This window comes from Flavobacterium sp. N3904, from assembly GCF_025947305.1.
Lineage (GTDB): Bacteria > Bacteroidota > Bacteroidia > Flavobacteriales > Flavobacteriaceae > Flavobacterium.
On the sequence record NZ_CP110009.1, the window covers coordinates 1,627,889 to 1,646,648 of the forward strand.

General features: G+C 33.3%; 16 protein-coding genes and 1 tRNA gene. 11 read left to right on the forward strand and 6 right to left on the reverse strand.

From position 1 onward, the window contains the following. Positions 1–37: 37 nt before the first annotated feature. The gene (locus tag OLM57_RS06680) at positions 38–2,329 is read right to left on the reverse strand and encodes a hypothetical protein (protein WP_264566451.1); all 2,292 of its coding nucleotides are present in this window, start codon (positions 2,327–2,329) and stop codon (positions 38–40) included. Between the two features lie 253 nt (positions 2,330–2,582). Here OLM57_RS06680 and OLM57_RS06685 point away from each other — a divergent pair, with 253 nt between their 5' ends. Both OLM57_RS06685 and OLM57_RS06690 read left to right on the forward strand, forming a co-directional pair. Then, positions 2,583–3,791 carry an NAD(P)/FAD-dependent oxidoreductase gene (locus tag OLM57_RS06685; protein WP_264566452.1) on the forward strand — a complete coding sequence of 403 codons (1,209 nt, stop codon included), beginning with the start codon at positions 2,583–2,585 and terminating at the stop codon, positions 3,789–3,791. Between the two features lie 86 nt (positions 3,792–3,877). After that, entirely contained in the window at positions 3,878–4,624 is a 747-nt protein-coding gene (locus tag OLM57_RS06690) for a hypothetical protein (RefSeq protein ID WP_264566453.1), read from the forward strand. A 7-nt stretch (positions 4,625–4,631) separates the two neighbouring features. Here OLM57_RS06690 and OLM57_RS06695 read toward each other — a convergent pair whose 3' ends face one another. Beyond that, complete coding sequence (locus OLM57_RS06695) at positions 4,632–5,108, reverse strand: TspO/MBR family protein (protein WP_264566454.1); 477 nt, start codon at positions 5,106–5,108, stop codon at positions 4,632–4,634. 111 nt (positions 5,109–5,219) lie between these two features. On the opposite strand from OLM57_RS06695, the gene OLM57_RS06700 reads away from it, so the two are divergent. From OLM57_RS06700 to OLM57_RS06730, 7 genes are all read left to right on the forward strand, one after another. After that, the gene (locus tag OLM57_RS06700; RefSeq protein WP_264566455.1) at positions 5,220–6,302 is read left to right on the forward strand and encodes a diphosphomevalonate/mevalonate 3,5-bisphosphate decarboxylase family protein; all 1,083 of its coding nucleotides are present in this window, start codon (positions 5,220–5,222) and stop codon (positions 6,300–6,302) included. A 39-nt stretch (positions 6,303–6,341) separates the two neighbouring features. Further along, positions 6,342–6,536 carry a hypothetical protein gene (locus tag OLM57_RS06705; RefSeq protein ID WP_264566456.1) on the forward strand — a complete coding sequence of 65 codons (195 nt, stop codon included), beginning with the start codon at positions 6,342–6,344 and terminating at the stop codon, positions 6,534–6,536. A gap of 50 nt (positions 6,537–6,586) precedes the next feature. Then, on the forward strand, positions 6,587–7,525 hold the full coding sequence (locus tag OLM57_RS06710) for a mevalonate kinase (protein ID WP_264566457.1): 939 nt from the start codon (positions 6,587–6,589) through the stop codon (positions 7,523–7,525). Positions 7,526–7,575: 50 nt separating this feature from the next. Continuing rightward, positions 7,576–8,532, forward strand: coding sequence for a geranylgeranylglycerol-phosphate geranylgeranyltransferase (locus tag OLM57_RS06715; RefSeq protein WP_264566458.1), 957 nt, complete (start codon positions 7,576–7,578; stop codon positions 8,530–8,532). A gap of 142 nt (positions 8,533–8,674) precedes the next feature. Then, the gene (locus OLM57_RS06720) at positions 8,675–9,580 is read left to right on the forward strand and encodes a pseudouridine synthase (RefSeq protein WP_264566459.1); all 906 of its coding nucleotides are present in this window, start codon (positions 8,675–8,677) and stop codon (positions 9,578–9,580) included. 78 nt (positions 9,581–9,658) lie between these two features. Next, positions 9,659–10,021, forward strand: a complete 363-nt coding sequence (locus tag OLM57_RS06725) for a nuclear transport factor 2 family protein (RefSeq protein WP_264566460.1) — start codon at positions 9,659–9,661, stop codon at positions 10,019–10,021. A 257-nt stretch (positions 10,022–10,278) separates the two neighbouring features. Further along, entirely contained in the window at positions 10,279–12,537 is a 2,259-nt protein-coding gene (locus OLM57_RS06730) for a glycoside hydrolase family 3 N-terminal domain-containing protein (protein WP_264566461.1), read from the forward strand. An 86-nt stretch (positions 12,538–12,623) separates the two neighbouring features. Here the strand turns inward: OLM57_RS06730 and OLM57_RS06735 are convergent, their stop codons facing one another. The 4 genes from OLM57_RS06735 to OLM57_RS06750 all read right to left on the reverse strand — a co-directional run bounded on the left by OLM57_RS06735 (position 12,624) and on the right by OLM57_RS06750 (position 16,625). Then, on the reverse strand, positions 12,624–13,250 hold the full coding sequence (locus OLM57_RS06735) for a DUF937 domain-containing protein (protein WP_264566462.1): 627 nt from the start codon (positions 13,248–13,250) through the stop codon (positions 12,624–12,626). Positions 13,251–13,429: 179 nt separating this feature from the next. Next, positions 13,430–13,861: a response regulator gene (locus OLM57_RS06740; protein WP_264566463.1), complete on the reverse strand. Its 432-nt coding sequence runs from the start codon at positions 13,859–13,861 to the stop codon at positions 13,430–13,432. Continuing rightward, positions 13,858–16,281 (reverse strand): MASE1 domain-containing protein, encoded by a 2,424-nt coding sequence (locus OLM57_RS06745; RefSeq protein WP_264566464.1) that lies wholly within the window; start codon positions 16,279–16,281, stop codon positions 13,858–13,860. The genes OLM57_RS06740 and OLM57_RS06745 overlap by 4 nt, the downstream gene beginning before the upstream one ends. Before the next feature lie 271 nt (positions 16,282–16,552). Further along, positions 16,553–16,625, reverse strand: a tRNA-Phe gene (locus OLM57_RS06750). Positions 16,626–16,769: 144 nt separating this feature from the next. On the opposite strand from OLM57_RS06750, the gene OLM57_RS06755 reads away from it, so the two are divergent. Then, a complete protein-coding gene (locus OLM57_RS06755; protein WP_264566465.1) occupies positions 16,770–17,504 on the forward strand; it encodes a type III pantothenate kinase in 735 nt (244 codons plus the stop codon). Further along, entirely contained in the window at positions 17,497–18,750 is a 1,254-nt protein-coding gene (locus tag OLM57_RS06760; protein WP_264566466.1) for a hypothetical protein, read from the forward strand. Before OLM57_RS06755 ends, OLM57_RS06760 begins: the two co-directional genes overlap by 8 nt. Positions 18,751–18,760: the final 10 nt, after the last annotated feature.

Genomic DNA, 18,760 nt, shown 5'->3' on the forward strand with positions numbered 1-18,760 from the left:
TTGTCTTTTATTAGAATTATAGGGTTTAGAGTTTGTTTTAGCGTCTGCCTCCGAAGCCGCCTCCGCCAAATCTTCCTCCGCTTCCACCGAAGCCGCCAAATCCTCCGCCTCCGCCAAATCCTCCGCCTCCAAAGTTTCTACCTTGAAATTGTCGGCTTTGAGAATTTCCTCGATCTCTATTTTTAAATTCATTATCCATCGCTTGAGAATCAAAATCTTGTCCACCAGCTTGAGACCAGTTGCTTTTTCCGCCATCACCGTTTGCTTTGTTAGACCAATTGTTGTTATTCCCTTGTTCCCAGCCGTTTCCTGTATTTTTATATACATTACCATCGGCCGAAGCAAACATATTCCCATTTGAAGTTCTTCCTGCAGCCGCAGTTCCTTGCGCAGTAGATACGTGAGCAGTTTGTGCAGATTGGCCATGCCCATCATTAAAAACACTAGTTCCTGCTTGACCATTAGCATTGGATCCTTGTCTAGTTGCTGCGCCTGCACCTGTATATGGATTATAGGCTTGTCCTTGAGAGCGTGTTCCGTAAGCGGTAGATTCCGAAGCTCCCCTTGCATAAGTCCCTGTAGAGGGGTTGTATCTTTGTGCACCAGTTACGCTTCCGTAAGGGCCATAAGCCGTTGCACTTCGGCCATAAGCGCCAGTTGCTGGGTTGTATGAGGCATGATAAGCCATTCCACCATAACCGTAACCGTAACCATAACCATAATGCATTCCCATTCCCATTCCGATACCAACGCCAACAGCTACGCCTACTCCGAAGCCACAATAGGCATAAGGGCCATACGTACAGGCAAAAGGGAAAAGCAACGGAAAACCAATTGGCGGGTAATAGTAGAAAGGGGGATAATAAAATCCTGTACCCGAAACAATTATTGCACTAGTAGGAGTATTTATAACATAAGCCCCCATGTAGCCTGAGGTATAACTTGCTACAATGACGCCAGAATCATTAACGTTTTGAGTAACATACGTAAGGTTGTAAACAGGAGAGGTTGATGGTATTGTGTAAATTGATGCAGGTACTGAAGTAGCGACTTGCCATGGACCGTTTGCCGTTGTTCCAGTGTACCAAACTCCATTGGCACAAACGTAATATTGATTTGAATTGACTTCAATCACCTTTGAAGATGTGTTTACCGCATAGGATAAAGAAGTCGTTTCAATAGGTTTAAATTGTGGTGTTCCGGCATACGACACAGAAATATCTTGAGATGTCACTGGACTTACTTGAGTGGTTGTTGGTATTTGGGCAATCAAAACCGCATCAGCTGCTTGCTCAGTACCTGGAACAAAAGCCATGATGGACGAAGCAGGACTATCCAACGGAATCTTCAGAAAATCTGCTGGAAGATTTGGAGTTGCATATGTCCAAGGGCCATTTAAATTGGCCGCACTAAACCAACGCCCCGAAATTAGGAAATAATACAAATTTGTTGAATTAGAAAAAATAATATCACTGTCTGTATTGGTTGCAAACTTCAAAGAAGTTCCAGAGATGGTTTGATAAGTTGGATTTCCCTGAAAAAGAATCAACTCGGCCAAACTTTGCGAATAAATCACTTTTGGCATTTTGCTGTTCGGTTTCTTTAAAACGGGCACCGATCCTTTCAAATTTGTCCAAATACTATCTTTAGACAATTCAATAATACTTTTTGGAATGTCTTTTGTAAATGTCCAAGGTCCATTTGAAGCGGGTGCATTTTGCCATTCTAAACCATCATACAAATAATATTTCGAAGCGCTTGTGTCTTCAAAAAGTGGCAAACTGGAATTAATAACATATTGAAGATTTGTTTGACCGGTAGCTGCTTTTACTGGAGCTCCTTCCAGTTGTAATAATACAGAGGGAGAGGTGCTCATGAAAATTACAGGAGGATCATTATTTACTACCACCGTTGAGGCTGGTGCTTTTTTTGGTGTACAGGCAACAATTTGATCCAAAGAAACTACCAATGAATTTTCCTGATTGAAAAAAGAACGTGCCAACGCATCCATAGTTTGTGAGGTTGTAGCATCAAGCGATGGAAAATGGGTTTGATTTACCACTATATTGGACATAAAAACGGTATGATCTTGTGTGTTTGAAACTGTATTGGCTGTCATGTCCAAAACACCTAAAACTTCTTTTCCTTGATCTGGGATCATCGAAAAAGCCATTCTATAAACCAAGGTACTATAATTGTCCCAGCTCACAACCTGAGGTTGATACATGGTTAATACAGCACCCTGGCTGGTTAATTGCCTAGGAAAACTAATGTCTTGTGCCGTTCCTTTTGTAACAATTAATAATAATAAGAACAATACTTTTTTCATGCTTAAATGGGTTTGATTAGATAATCTATTTTTTATAACTTTTCTTAAAAAAGGTATATATCAAATTTAAATATAATTTTTTAAAACAGAATTAAAACAGTAACATTCTTTTGTTGAAAAGGTTAAAAACCAATACTCCAATTAGTAACTCTGATGCTTTGGAAATTTTTTAAATAAATCCATAAAAAAGGAATGCTTACCTTTGAAAACTTTAAAATAAATAAATTTCTTTTTTTATAGAATAATAAAATAAATGAATCAAAATTTTGATATAATTATAGTAGGTGGTGGAGCTGCAGGTTTTTTTGCAGCTATTAATATTGTAGAAAAAAATCCAAAATTGAAAGTTGCCATTCTCGAACGAGGTGCTGAGGTTTTGGGTAAAGTTCGCGTTTCTGGAGGTGGACGTTGCAATGTAACTCATGCCTGTTTTGAGCCTAACGAGTTGGTAAAATTTTATCCACGCGGAGAGAAAGAATTGCGAGGGCCTTTCCACCAATTTTGTTCGGGCGACACTATCGAATGGTTTGAAAAACATGGTGTTGAACTCAAAATTGAAGATGACGGAAGAATGTTTCCCGTTTCGAATTCCTCACAAACGATTATTGATTGTTTTTTGAAAGCGACTCAAAAACTTGGGATTGCTGTTCTCACAGGCCAAAGCGTACAGTCCATTTTCAAGAAAGACAATTTTTGGAAAGTAGAAACGCAGAACGAAAATTATATAGCCGAAAAATTGGTTCTTGCTACAGGAAGCAACCCCAAAATTTGGGAAATGCTTCAACAACATGGGCATGCAATTGTTAGTCCCGTTCCGTCCTTATTTACTTTTAACATAAAAGATCCCCGTATCAAAGAATTGCCTGGCGTAGCGGCACAAGTTACTGTAAAAGTCAAAGACACCAAATTGACCTCTGCCGGGCCACTGTTAATTACACATTGGGGAATGAGCGGACCTGCGATTTTAAAATTATCGGCTTGGGGAGCACGAACTTTATTCGACAAAAATTATCAGTTTACCATTTTCGTGAATTGGTTGAATGATGTCGATGCCGAAGAGGTCGAAAAAGTTTTAAAAACAATAAAAAAAGAACACGCCAAAAAAGCGGTTTCCAAAAAATCTCCTTTTGACTTCCCAAACCGATTATGGGAAAGTTTAGTTTTGGCTTCAAATATTGAGGCCGAAGCGAAATGGGCCGATTTATCTAAAGTCCAGTTGCAAAATTTAGTAAATCAGTTGACAAATTGCACGTTTCAAGTCAATGGGAAAAGTACTTTCAAAGAAGAGTTTGTAACCGCTGGCGGAATTGATCTCAAAGAAATCAACTTCAAAACAATGGAAAGCAAACTGCATGAAAACCTTTATTTTGCTGGCGAAATTGTAAATATTGATGCTATTACAGGAGGTTTTAATTTCCAGAATGCCTGGACAAGCGGGTTTATTGTTGCTCAGGCTGTTTGAAAGAATTAATTAACAAAAGATTACATCCATTCTAAGTTTTTCTTAAGGACTATTAGGATACATTTACTTTCAATAAATTCTTACTTATGAAGGTAAAACTACCTGTTGCATTATTCTTGTTTTTATATCAAGTTAGTTTTTCGCAAACTGAAAAGCCACTAAAAGGAATTCTATCAAGTGATGGTTTCCTTTTGAAAAATGTGGATGTTATCAATAAAACATCCAAAAAAAGTACCATTACAAATGATAAAGGTGAATTTGTAATTGAAGCTAAAGCGAATGATAGTCTATATTTTTATGCCAAAGAGTATTATATAAAAAGACTGAAAGTAACTTCGGAAGATATAAATCTAAACTATTTGATAGTTTCAATGTTGAAAAAGCCTGAAGAGTTGGAAGAAGTGGTAATTAGGAGAGTAGCCACCTCTGGAATTTCATGGGAAGGTGATGCGAAAAACAAGCAAGAAAAGAGAGATGATTTGGCTGCACAAAAAACAGCAAGTAAACTGAACACAGGCGTTTATGACGGGGCGATGGTAAACGGCCCTGATTTTGGTAGAATTGGAGGCATGATATTAGGTCTGTTTATAAAAGAAAAGGAGCCACCCGTAGAAAAATCTCCAGATATTGAATTTGCAGTATTAGCAAAAAAGACCTGCAATGAAAAATTTTATCTTCAAACCTTAAAGCTAAAACCAGACCAAATTGAGCTGTTTCTTCAGTTTTGCGATGCCGATCCAAAGTCCAAAACTCTTATTAAGCATAGTAATATCCTGAGTATGATGGATTTTTTAACGAATAAAAATATTGAATTTCAAAAACTTAAAAATTGATATCGGCCTATCGATTCAGCCACCAAATACTTCCATTCAAAACGGCGGCAAAACTTACCCAAAGCAAATACGGAATAAATAAATAGCCCGAAATTTTGTTGATTTTGGCAAATTGTATATAGGTTTCATAAATCATTAGCCATAAAATTATGATTTCCAGTCCTGCCAACATTGTGTTTTTAAGCCCAAAAAACAAATACGACCATAAAGCATTTAGTGCCAATTGTACAGCGAAGAAAATCAAAGCTTTTTTGACTATTTCTTTTTCAAAATCAATTCGGTTCCAAACCAATCCTGCCGCAATTCCCATCATGATATAAAGCATACTCCAAACCGGCGCAAAAATCCAATTTGGCGGATTAAAACTTGGTTTTATTAAAGTAGGATACCAAGTCGTAATTGCCGAACGACTAACCATTCCAGAGAAATAACCCACGACCAAACAAGTAGCGACGATAGCTAGAATTCGAGTAATTTTATTCATCTTTTTTTAAATTTTTTCAGAATTCAAAAATACTTAAAAACTTTCTAAGTAATGCAATAAAGAGATAAGCGATTTAACCAAAAAAAGTATCTTTGCCGAAAATTATTATTTATGTTTGAAGCCAACGATTTTATTCCATCAAAATATACGCATTCTATTGATAAAGGTAGTTTTAGTTGGAGTGCTCCCAGTAATATTGCTTTGGTAAAATATTGGGGCAAAAAAGAAAATCAGATTCCTGCAAATCCATCGGTTAGTTTTACTTTGAACAATTGTAAAACAATTACTGTTTTGACTTTCGCTAAAAAAATAAGTACTGGAAATTTTTCTTTTGATTTGTTATTTGAAGGAAAACCCAAAGAAGATTTCAAACCAAAGATTCAAAAATTCTTGGAACGGGTTGAAGTTTACTTGCCTTTTCTGAAAGAATATCATTTTACGATAGATACTCAAAATACCTTTCCACACAGTTCCGGAATTGCTTCTTCGGCATCTGGAATGGCAGCATTGGCGATGAATTTTATGAGTTTGGAGAAAGCATTATATCCAGAAATGACCGATGGTTATTTTTATGCCAAAGCTTCATTCTTGGCACGATTGGGTTCTGGAAGTGCTTGCCGAAGTGTAAAAGGCCAAGTTGTCGTTTGGGGAAATCAAGCCAATATAAAAAGGAGTTCGGATCTTTATGGAGTCGAATATCCGTATCAGATTCATGATACATTCAAGGATTTTCAAGACACAATTTTGTTGGTTGACAAAGGAGAAAAACAAGTTTCGAGTACTGTAGGTCATGATTTGATGCACGACCATCCTTTTGCCGAAAGGCGATTTGCCCAAGCGCATGAAAATCTGGACAAACTGATTCCTGTTTTTGAGAATGGAGATCTAGAAGAATTTATTAAAATAGTAGAAAGTGAAGCCTTGACTTTGCACGCTATGATGATGACTTCTTTGCCGTATTTTATTTTAATGAAGCCCAATACTTTGCAAATTATTAATGCGATTTGGAAATTTAGAAATGAAACCAAAATTCCAGTTTGTTTTACTCTGGATGCTGGTGCCAATGTACATGTTTTGTATCCAAATGAGGTTAAAGAAAAAGTGTTGCAATTTATTAAAGCAGAATTAGTTGGCTATTGCCAAAATGGTCAGTACCTTTGCGACGAAATTGGAAATGGTGCTTTGTTGAATTGATTCCTTTTTTTAGTATCTTTAATTTCTAATGCGACAATCATGGATTTGAATGGGGAGAAATTAAAATTAATTAAAAAGATAGTTAATACTAAAGATGTTGTGATTTTGAAAAAAATTATTGCCGTTTTTGAAGATCAGAAAAAAGAGATTTGGAAAGATTTAACTCCCGAGCAACAAGAAGAAATAAACATAGGCATACAAAATGAAAATCGAGGTGATGTAGTCGATTTTTAAGTTCGAAAAACACAATAGTTACCAACCCCAAATTGATAATTGATACCAATATGAAAGGACCTTTATTTTATTCAAAAATATTACTCTTTGGAGAATATGGAATCATTCGTGACTCAAAAGGATTGTCAATTCCTTATAATTTTTATAATGGAGCGCTCAAGAAAGATGCAAATCCTTCTGAAGAAGCCATAAAATCCAACGGTCATTTGAAACGTTTTGTTGTCTATCTGGAAGCATTGCAAAACGATCAACCTGATTTGGTTACTTTTGATTTAGAGACTTTAAAAAATGATGTGGCTACCGGAATGTATTTTGACTCCAGTATTCCTCAAGGATATGGAGTAGGCAGCTCAGGTGCATTGGTAGCGGCTATTTATGATAAATATGCCCAACACAAAATCACCGTTTTGGAAAACTTAACACGCGAAAAATTATTGACTTTAAAAACAATTTTTTCTCAAATGGAAAGCTTTTTTCATGGAAAAAGTTCAGGCCTGGATCCTTTAAACAGTTATTTGAGTATTCCAATTTTGATAAATTCAAAGGATAATATTGAAGCAACGGGGATTCCAACGCAAAGTTTTGACGGGAAAGGAGCTGTATTTTTACTGGATTCTGGAATCGTGGGCGAAACCGCTCCGATGGTAAATATTTTTATGGAAAATCTGAAAGACAAAGGTTTTCGTAACATGCTTAAAAATCAATTTGTAAAATATACTGATGCTTGCGTAGAAAATTTTCTAGGAGGTGATATGAAATCATTGTTTGAAAACACTAAGCATTTATCAAAAGTAGTTTTGAATAATTTCAAACCAATGATTCCGGAACAATTTCATGGTATTTGGCAAGAAGGTTTAGATTCAAATGATTATTACTTAAAATTGTGTGGCTCCGGAGGTGGAGGTTATATCTTAGGGTTTACAGAGGATCTTGAAAGAGCAAAAGCTTCGTTAAAAGATTTTAAATTAGAAGTTGTTTATCAATTTTAATTTAAAATACCGCTGTTAAAACGACAACTTATAAATACTAAACAGACTCCATGTTAAGCAGGAAGCATAAATTATTTGCATTAAAGATTGTTAGTTTGTTCTCAGTAGTTAGAGGTTATAACATTCCGATAATTGCATTAGCACAGTATCTTTCTGCTATATTTATTCTTGCTCCCGAGAAGAGGGCATTGGCAGTTCTTTTGGATTTCAATCTTTTTATTATTGTATTGGCATCCAGTCTGGCAATCGCTTCGGGTTATATAATCAATAGCTTTTATGACAGTAAAAAAGATTTAATCAACCGCCCGAATAAATCTCAATTGGATCGTTTGGTAAGTCAAAAAACAAAACTTCAGGTTTATTTCAGCCTTAATTTTTTTGTTGCCATTATTGCGTTATTTGTTTCTTTTAGAGCTGTTTTGTTTTTTTCTGTTTATATTTTTCTGATTTGGTTTTATTCCCATAAAATAAAAAAGTATCCACTGGTTGGCAATCTTATGGCCGCATTTTTAGCAGTTTTACCTTTTTTAGCTATTCTTTTGTATTACTATCTAAAGATGCCTTTGTATGAAATAGAAAACAATAAGGACAAGCTAGCCGTAATTCTTTCGCACGCCACTTTCCTCTTTTTATTAATTCTGATTCGGGAAATGATTAAAGATTTAGAGAATATAAAAGGAGATTTGGCCAATGATTACAAAACTATTCCAATTATTTATGGCGAAGGAATTTCAAAAAATAGTATTACCATATTGACTATACTTACCGTAATCCCCGTGTATTTTTTAATTGATATTTATGATGTAGGGTATATGGATATTTATTTTTACTGCAGTTTTATAGTTTTAATTTTCTTTTTGATTTATTTATGGAAATGGAATACAAAAGAAAAATATGTTTTACTTCACAATGTACTTAAATTCCTTATTGTTGCAGGCGTATTTTGTATCGTCTTGATAAATCCAAGCGTTTTGTGGCATGGAAAAAAAGTATTGATGACAATTTAGTGTCACTTTAGTCAATCAATCGCTATTGAATAAATCCTCAAAAGAGTCAATGGCCATTTAATTAAGTAGTTAACGTTTTCTAATTGCCAAAAATCGTTTCTCAATGATATAAATAGTATCTTTGCACAAATTATAGAATCTTATGAATAAGAATGACGGCAATAAAAGAGGGAGTGGACCAAGAGCAAACAGCTCGAGACCTAGTTCAAATAAGCCAAAACCTGCGATGCAAAAAAGGGCACAAGGGCCAAAAAAAGTAAAAACAATTGTAAAAGTTGCCGATACTACTGATAAAGTAGAGAAAAAACCAAATCAAGCTCCGAAAAGACCAAAAGTAAAAGATGAAATTCGTTTGAATAAATACATCTCAAACTCGGGTGCTTGTTCTCGTCGTGATGCCGATATTTATATCCAATCTGGTACTGTCAAAGTAAATGGAATTCCTGTTACAGAAATGGGTTATATGGTAAAACCTGGTGATGTAGTTAATTTTGACGGTTCTGTCTTGACACCCGAGAAAAAAGTATATATCTTGCTTAACAAACCTAAAAATTTCACTACTGCTCTTGATGAAGGTCAAGAATACCGAAATGTATTAGAATTGGTTAAAGGTTCTACCACATCAAAAATTGCTCCAATTGGCCGAATGGATAAAAATACAACGGGTCTTTTGTTGTTTACAAACGACACAGATATGATTCGTAAATTTACTTTACCAAGTCAAAAATCATCCAAAATTTATCAAGTATCTTTAGATAAAAACTTGAAGTTCGAAGATTTAGAAAAAATAAACAAAGGTCTAGTTCTTGATGGACACCGCGTTTTTGTTGAAGATGTAAGTTATATTGAAGGAGAAGCAAAAAGCGAAATCGGAATTCAATTAAGATCGGCTAACGTAAAAGTGGTTCGCTCTATATTTGAGAATTTCAGTTACGATGTTTTGAGAATTGACCGTGTAGCTTTTGCTGGTTTAACTAAGAAAAACTTGCCAAGAGGAAATTGGAGGTTACTTACAGATCAAGAAATTATTAATCTGAAGAATGTATAATACTTCTTTCGAATAAAAACTAAAATCCCTTTCACCTTAAAAATGTAAAGGGATTTTTCAATTAAAACAACAAATAGTATGACGCCAGAAAAATTACAATCAATTGCTTTTAAATGGTTTGAAGCTTTTAACAATCATAATTTGGAGCAATTATTGTCCCTTTATGATGATGAAGCAGAACACTTTAGTCCGAAATTAAAAATCCATAAACCCGAAACTCAAGGTTTAGTTACTGGGAAAGATGCTCTAAGAATTTGGTGGCAAGATGCTTTTGAACGTTTACCAAGTTTACATTATAAAGTAACTTCGCTTACCGCAAATGCAGATCGAGTTTTTATGGAATACATTCGAACTGTTGAGAACGAAGAGGATATGCTTGTTGCAGAAGTGCTTGTTGTAAAGGAAGATAGAATTGTGGCTTCACGAGTGTATCACGGATAAATTTAAGCCATTTTATAAAATTCAAACAAATCCCATTTTGCTCATGTAGTAAATTGGGATTTTTTTTTTTGGTAGAATTTTCAAAAAACGAAAAATTATTTTCAATATTTATATTCTACGAAAACGTTAAACCTATGAAAAACAATCAAATTAGTGTCTTAAAAATGAGTTCTCTAATAAATATAATTACTTTTAAAATTCATTAATAATTAAGCAATTATTAAAAAGATAAAGTTTTAAAGATAAATTATAAAAAAATGAGATTAAAAATTGCACTACTGTTAATCATTAGTTTCCTTGCTTTAGGCGTTAGAAGTCAAAATACTAATTCTGAAACAGATAAGAAAGTATCCGAATTGCTTTCAAAAATGAGTTTGGAGGAAAAAATTGGTCAGATGACTCAAATAACGGTTACCAATTTTGAGGCTAAGGGTAAACCAGGAGAATTTGATATGGCAAAATTAAATGAGGCTATTCAAAAATACCATATTGGTTCAATTTTGAATGTTCCCAACCCAGGTGCTCCAACTATTAAAAGATGGAACGAAGTAATTACTACAATAAGTAACGAAGCCAATAAAACACCTTTGAAAATTCCAGTATTGTACGGTATTGATGCCATTCATGGGTCAAGTTATACTGCTGGCGCAACCTTATTTCCACAGCAAATCGGTATTGCCGCGACTTTTAATACAGAGGTGGCCAAAAAGGGAGCCGAAATTTCGGCTTATGAAACCCGAGCTTCATCTATTCCTTGGGTGTTTTCGCCAGATTTAGATCTACCAAGAAATCCGGCTTGGTCCAGATTATGGGAGTCCTTTGGCGAAGACACTTATTTGTCTTCACAAATGGCAACCGCTTTTGTTGAGGGCTTTCAAGGAAATAATGTTGGGAGTAAGTATAATGTAGCGGCATGTATGAAACATTATATTGGATATGGCAGTACAACAACGGGAAAAGACAGAACACCAAGTATTATCCCAGAACGAGTGCTAAGACAATTTGATTTGACCATTTATCAGGCGGCAATAAAGGCTGGAGCCAAAAGTGTTATGATTAGTTCTGGCGAAATTAACGGAACGCCTGTTCATGCCAGTAAATATTTGATTACTGATGTTTTAAAAAAGGAATTAGGTTTTCAAGGTGTAGTAGTAACCGATTGGAAAGACATCATTTATCTTTATACCCGTCACAAAGTAGCTGAAAATAATAGAGATGCCGTAAAATTATCTGTAATGGCAGGAATTGATATGAGTATGGTTCCTGAAGATTATACTTTTTACAATGATTTATTGGATTTGGTAAACAAAGGAGAAGTCCCAATGTCCAGAATTGACGATGCTGTTACTAGAATTTTAAGAATGAAATACGAATTAAATTTATTTCAAACCACAGTTGCCAATTTGAAGGATTATCCAAAATTTGGTTCCCAAGAATTTATAGATGTTGCATACAATGCCGCTGCGGAATCTATTACTTTATTGAAGAATAATAATTCCGTTTTGCCTTTGAATAAAAACGAAAAAGTATTGCTAACTGGGCCAACGGCTAATAGCATGAAATATCTCAATGGAGGTTGGTCTTACAACTGGCAAGGTGAAAATTCGGACACCTACGCTGCAGACAAAATGACTATTCTAGAAGCGCTACAAAATAAAATTGGCAAAGAAAATGTTCTGTATACTCAAGGTGCAGATTTGGCTAATTTTGATGATGCCGAAATTGCAAAAACGGTAGAAATGGCTAAAGGGGTTTCGAAAATTATTTTATGCCTTGGAGAAAAAAATTATACCGAAACACCGGGAGACATAAGCAATTTATATATTACGTCTTCACAATCTAAATTGGCCTTGGCGTTGTCTAAATTAAACATACCTGTTGTTTTGGTTTTGAATGAAGGAAGACCAAGATTAATAAGTGATTTTGAAGACAATATGAGCGCTGTCGTACAGTGTTATTTACCCGGAAATGAAGGTGCAAGAGCTTTGGCCGACATACTTTATGGAGATGTAAATCCAAGCGGAAGATTGCCATATAACTATCCTAGATACCCAAATTCTTTAGAAAAATACAATCGTAAATACACCGAAAGTTTAGGTGATGAAGAGCAAAATAACGATGCTAAATACGAAAAAAGTTATTCTCCACAATTTGAATTTGGTACTGGTTTATCCTATACGACTTTCGCTTATTCTAATTTAAAATTGAGTAAAAATGAAATAACTGTGACTGATGATTTGACAGTAAGTGTTGATGTCACAAACACAGGAAAAACAGGAGGGAAAGTATCAGTATTGTTATATTTATCAGATAAAGTGGCGAGTATAACTCCAGAAGTGAAAGCTTTGAAACGTTTTGAAAAAATTAATCTTGCTCCTGGAGAAAGTAAAACAGTGGCATTTACATTGAATCAAAAAGATTTACAATTTGTGAATAATGATTTGAAATGGATTTCTGAAAAAGGGACTTTCAAAATTCAAATTGATTCACTTAGCCAAGAATTTATGTTAAAATAAGGTTGAAAAATAGTTAGTGAAAAAAGTGATAACGATTTTAGGATTGTTATCATTTTTTTTAGGTTTAATAGTCAAAAATGGAGTTGTTATATTTCTAAAGGTTTAAATATTGTCAAAACTTTATTTAGAAATTTATTTGTAAAACTTGTTGTAGTCAATTGATTAGGAATGTCATCTACTTCTTCGCAAATAAAATTAGAATATCCAAGAAGCACTCTAATACCTTCCGGAACCGTACTTAAGATTGTATTTTTTTCCTCATTTAAGGAAGATTGTATTGCTTTTACTTTTTGTTTTTCATTTTTAAAATAGGACAAAACCATCATTACAGCAAAATTTAAAATTGCAGAAGCCGTTTCGCTTTTGATGCCTATCTCATTTGAAATCATTTCAGAAATTCGCCCTTTTTTATTTCTAAAAATTAAATTTAATGGTGCAAATCCGTCTTGTTCAAAACAATAGTTAATGGTTAAAAGTTTTCCGTTTTCAAATTCGACTGATTCATAAAATTTAGAATTGCTTATAGATTCGAGCATTTTATCATAAAGAACCAAGTTGTCTATAGTATTATTGAGCCCAATAAGAACTGTACAAATACTTGTGTCAATTGATTTTCGCAATAAAATTTCGCTTTCTTCAAAGCGTTTACTGAATTTTGAAATTAGTGAAGAAGATATTACACTTCTTAGTTGATTGAGTAAAATGGGGGTCATACTTATCATTTATTAAGCAAATCCATTATTTGCATTAATTTTAAATAATCGACAAAAAGCTTTATTTTGTCGATTATCGGATAAATATATAAAAAATATAACAATGAGCAATAAAATAACATTTTTTTTATTTTATTAAAGCGATTTGATTTTTTTTAACGCTTTATTGGGTAATTTTTTTATTCCAGATAGCTTGGAAAATATTCCAATATAATGGAATCAAGAGCATGCTTGGTAAGGATTTTGTTTCGAAAACCTGAAACTGCCGGAAAATGAGTTGCTCTTTCTTTGTCATCAGGATTAAGTGAGCTGGTAAGCATTATGATTATGACTTCGCCTTTTTGTTTTTCATCCAGTTTTTGGTAGGCTTCTATAAATTCCCAACCATCCATTACAGGCATGTTTATGTCAAGCAAAATTAGCATTGGCTTTGGGAAAATGCCATCTTCTTTATGATAAATTCCTGTATTGGTAAGATATTCAATGGCTTGTTGACCGTTCAACACAGTTTCTATATGGTCTGTTATTTCGGCTTTTTTAATTAACATTTTACTCACGAAATTGGTCGCCATATCATCGTCGATTAGCAAAATAGAATTTATTTTTTTCATTTTTTTTCGTTTTTTGGTAATGTAAAATTAATTGTGCAGCCTTGTCCAATTTGAGATTCTACCCAAATGTTTCCTCCATGTAGTTCTACAATTTTTTTGCAAATGGCAAGTCCAATTCCAATTCCGGAATATTCTTCTCGATTATTAAGACGTTTAAAAATGATAAAGACTTTCTCTTTGTTTTTTTTCTCAATTCCGATACCATTATCTTGCACCGAAAACTGCCAATTATCTTTTATTAATTTGGCACTAATGGTGATAATTAATGGAATATGTTTTTTTCTAAATTTTATAGAATTTGTTATTAAATGCTGAAAGAGTTGAACAAGTTCAATAGAATATCCTTCTAATAAAGGTAACTGGTTTATTTTGATTTCAATATCTTTTTCTTCAATCAATTCGGTCAAGGAGTTAATAGCTTCATTCACTATTTCATTGCAGTCAATTTTTTTTATTTTTATTTGATTGCCAACTCTGGAATAGTCTAATAATCCTTTCACGAGTTTTTGCATTCTATCTGATGATTCGATAATAAAATACAAGTATTGATTTAAATTTTTATCTGCAACATTAGGAAATTCTTCTTTTATTAATTCCGAAAAATATTTTAGGGTCAATAAAGGTTCTTGTAAATCGTGAGAAGTAATATAAGCAAATTGTTCTAGTTCCTTGTTCTGAATTTGTAATTTAATATTTTGTTTAGAGATCTTTAATTCGTTTGATTTTCGGGTACTTATGTCCCTCATAAAACCGTCAATATGCGGAGGGTTTCCGTTCGAATAATAAATTATTCTGGCATCCATTGAGATGTGCTTTTGAAAGCCTTTTTTTGTTTTGAGAATTATTTCAAAATCTTTTACTGAGCCATTCTCTTTTAATAAATTCATTAAGGTTTGACCATCATTTATCTTATAAAAAGCAATATTTACAGATTGACCAATGAGTTCTTCTTTTGTATAATCCATGAGCTGCTGTACCGAAGGACTCAATTCTAGGATTATACCATTTATATCTGTTTGAAAAAAGATGTCTTGAACGTTTTCAAAAATATTTCTGTATTTTTCTTCGCTTTTTTTTAAGGCTACTTCCGATTTTATCCTGTCACTTATATTTATTGAAAAGATGGTAGCTCCAATAATGTCTTTATTCTCGTCTGCAATGGGGCTGCATTTTATTTCCCAATAAGTATGATTACTTTCAATGTATTTGATTTTAGTAATGCTTTCTCCAGTAAAAACTTTTTCAAAAATATTTTTTGTTTCTTCTCTGTCGTTTTGGTCTATAATGCATTGCATTATATTCATTCCTTTTGAAATTTGAACATGATTGGATTGCTTCATGTTTAAACTATGTAGTTTATTGAAACTTATATATTCATATTTTTTGTCAATAGAATAAATGCTTATGTCTTTCGGACTTTCAATTGTAGATTGTAATACATCTTGGTTTTTGCGAAGATTTTTTTCGCTGATTGTAATGATGTATTCAGCTCTATTTTGTTCGGCCAAAAGTCCTGCGAAAAAAAGACTGCAAATGGTAATAACGCTTAAAAAAAGATCTAAAAACAGTATGGAATCTTTTACATTATCTTTTACAAAAGGACCAAAGCCGTAACTTTCTATTAATATGGATGACATAGAAAATAAAACAATAATAAATGCAGTGTACCGCATTCCAAATCGATAAGCCGACCACAAAAGAAGAGGGATTAAGAGGTATGCCAATTCGGATTTTTCGAAATAAATAACTATAAAAACTATTATTATGGATAGTATTGTAGTGATAAATTCAAGTGTCTTAAATTTATTTTTTTGTTGAAAATCATTAAAATACCATACTAAAACAAATGGGGCAAATATAATAATGCCGATAGCATCTCCCAGAAACCAAGTTATAAAATTATAAAACAACGTGGCTCTATCAACCTGAGTTTCATGAGGTATATAAATTAGTCCTACTAAAGAGGAAATAATGCTAAAGGATAAAGTTCCAAATATAAGGAGGTAAAGAACATTGTTGCCGGAGTAGAGTGGGTGATTGTTTTTGCAGAATTTGGACACAACAAAAGCACTTACGGCAGTTGCTGTTGTAAACCCTACTGCACCAACAAAATTTAGGCCTACTGATAAAATAAAATGTTTGTCAGCAATGTTTACAAATGGATAAATAGGAATTATACTGGCTATAAAAGAGCCAAGAAATACTTGAGTTAATGCTTTTTGTCCATAAAGCAAGACCAAAGCCAAGCAAAATCCGGCAGCCGGGAAAACGGGTGATATATTTCCTAATGAGACGATAAAAAGAAAGCTGTTCTCTTTAAATATTCCATACAATAAAATAATAATTAAGATTACAACTGGAGTTGAACTTAATATTGATGGTTTTGTATAGTATGGGTGTAGTGTAAATTTCAAACGCATTTGCAATTCACTTTTATAAGATTAATCTTTTTATTCAAAAATAACAAGAATTATCAAGAATTATCAATCTAAGTGTAAATATTTTCTAATTGACGCACAATTGTTTAACATTATGGCTGTAGCGAATTACTACAGGACTTAAATCTTTACTTAATTATTTTTTTAGAGAAAAGCCTAAAACAAATTAATTGCTGATTTCAATAAATGTGGGATTAGAAATAAATTCTAGTTATGGTTAAAAAAAAACCCAAACATTGCTGTTTGGGTTTTGTGGTACCTCCAGGGATCGAACCAGGGACACATGGATTTTCAGTCCATTGCTCTACCATCTGAGCTAAGGTACCGTGCTTATTAGTTTACGTTTCTTCTATTTTTATAGTAGTTCGGTGAACTTGTTTGCGGGTGCAAATATAGAACCTTTTTTAAATTAAACAAGACCTTTTTTAAAAAAAATCTATTTGTACCTTCGCATTTTTAAATTGTATATTATGATTCTAACGATTGATGTTGGGAATACCAGAATTAAAGGCGCTGTTTTTGAGCAAGATATCGCTTTGGAATATTATGTTTTTTCGAATATAGAAATTCAAAAAAACATTGAAATTATTTTAAAAAAATATCCCAACATAACTCATTTGATTGTTGCTTCGGTGAGGAATATTGAAAAAAAAGTGTTTTTAGACTTCGAAAACAAGTTAAAAGTATGGTTTATTTCACATGATGATTTATTTCCTTTTACAAATGAGTATTCAACTCCAAAAACGTTGGGTATAGACAGAATGGTTCTTGCGGCAGGAGCAACCTTACTGTATCCAAAACAAAACCGCTTAGTTATTGATGCCGGAACTTGTGTTACGTATGACTTTGTAGATCAAAACGATGTATATCATGGAGGTGCTATTTCGCCAGGGTTGCGTTTACGCTATGAATCATTACATCATTATACCGAAAAACTCCCACTGTTAACATTAGAAAATTCAAATTACTTTATCGGAAAATCAACAGCAGAGTCAATTCATTCTGGGGTTGTAAACGGATTGGTCTATGAGATTAATGGTTTTGTCGATGAATATCGGGCACAATATGCAAATTTTATAATAATTTTAACGGGGGGCGACACAGATTTTTTGGCTAAACGATTAAAAAATACCATATTTGCCAATTCAAATTTTCTATTAGAGAGTTTGAACCAAATTTTTCAATATAAAATCAAAAATGATTAAAAAAATTATTGTTGCTGCCTGTTTCTTTTTTACACTTGTATCTTTTGCTCAAAGTGGAACTGCTTCCCCTTATTCTTATTTTGGAATTGGAGATGTTAGATTTAAGGGAACTTTAGAAATACGTTCGATGGCTGGAGTTGGTGTTGAGCAAGATAGTATTCATATCAATATATTGAATCCAGCAAGTTTTGCAGCTATGAGATTGACCACTTTTACAATGGGTGGTAGTTATACCGGTACTAAATTAAAGACAGATACAGAAAATGCAAAAGCAAATAGAACTAGTTTGGATTATTTGGCAGTAGCATTACCATTAGGAAAAATGGGTGTTGGTTTTGGATTATTACCATATTCATCTGTAGGATATAATATTGAATCGGTGAGCACTGACGGCAATGTAAACAATAATAGACTAACCGGTTCTGGAGGTCTCAACAAAGCTTTTTTCTCTTTTGGATACACAATTATGCCTGGTCTATTAGTCGGAGCCGATATGCAATACAACTTCGGGAGAATTCAAAATACGAATGCAGAATTCATTACTGAAGTGGCAATTGGTACTCTTGAAGAAAATGATGCTGATTTAAGAGGATTGAGTTTTAATTTTGGTGCAATGTACAAAGGTAAAATCAATTCAAAATTGAATTATTATACGAGTTTAACGTTTATGCCTCAAAGCACCTTAGTATCAAGAAACACAAGAGCAATATTTACAGTGCAATACGATTCAAATAATAACTTAGTTAAGACAGATGCCCTTCCTGTGGTAGAAACCAAAAAAGATTTATCGATAGCCAATAAAACAACATTTGGCGTCGGAATTGGCCAATCAAAAAAATGGATGATTGGATCTCAAATTATTTATCAAAACACCAGTGCTTTAGCAAATGATTTTAACACAGCCAGTAATGTCTCTTATGAAAGTAACATTAATTATAGTATTGGGGGATATTATATACCAAATTATAATGTTTTCTCAAAATATTATCAAAAAATCACTTATCGAGGAGGTTTAAAATTCAATAGAACAGGAACTATAGTTAATTCTCAATCAATTGATGAGAAAGGTATCACGATAGGATTTGGATTGCCTGCAACAAATGGAAATTTTTCTAATTTTAACATCGGTTTGGAGTTTGGTAAAAAAGGAACAACAGCAAGTGGATTGATACAAGAAAATTACGGAATATTTAGTTTGAGTTTTTCACTAAATGATAAATGGTTTAGACAAAGAAAAATCGACTAAAAGTTGTTAA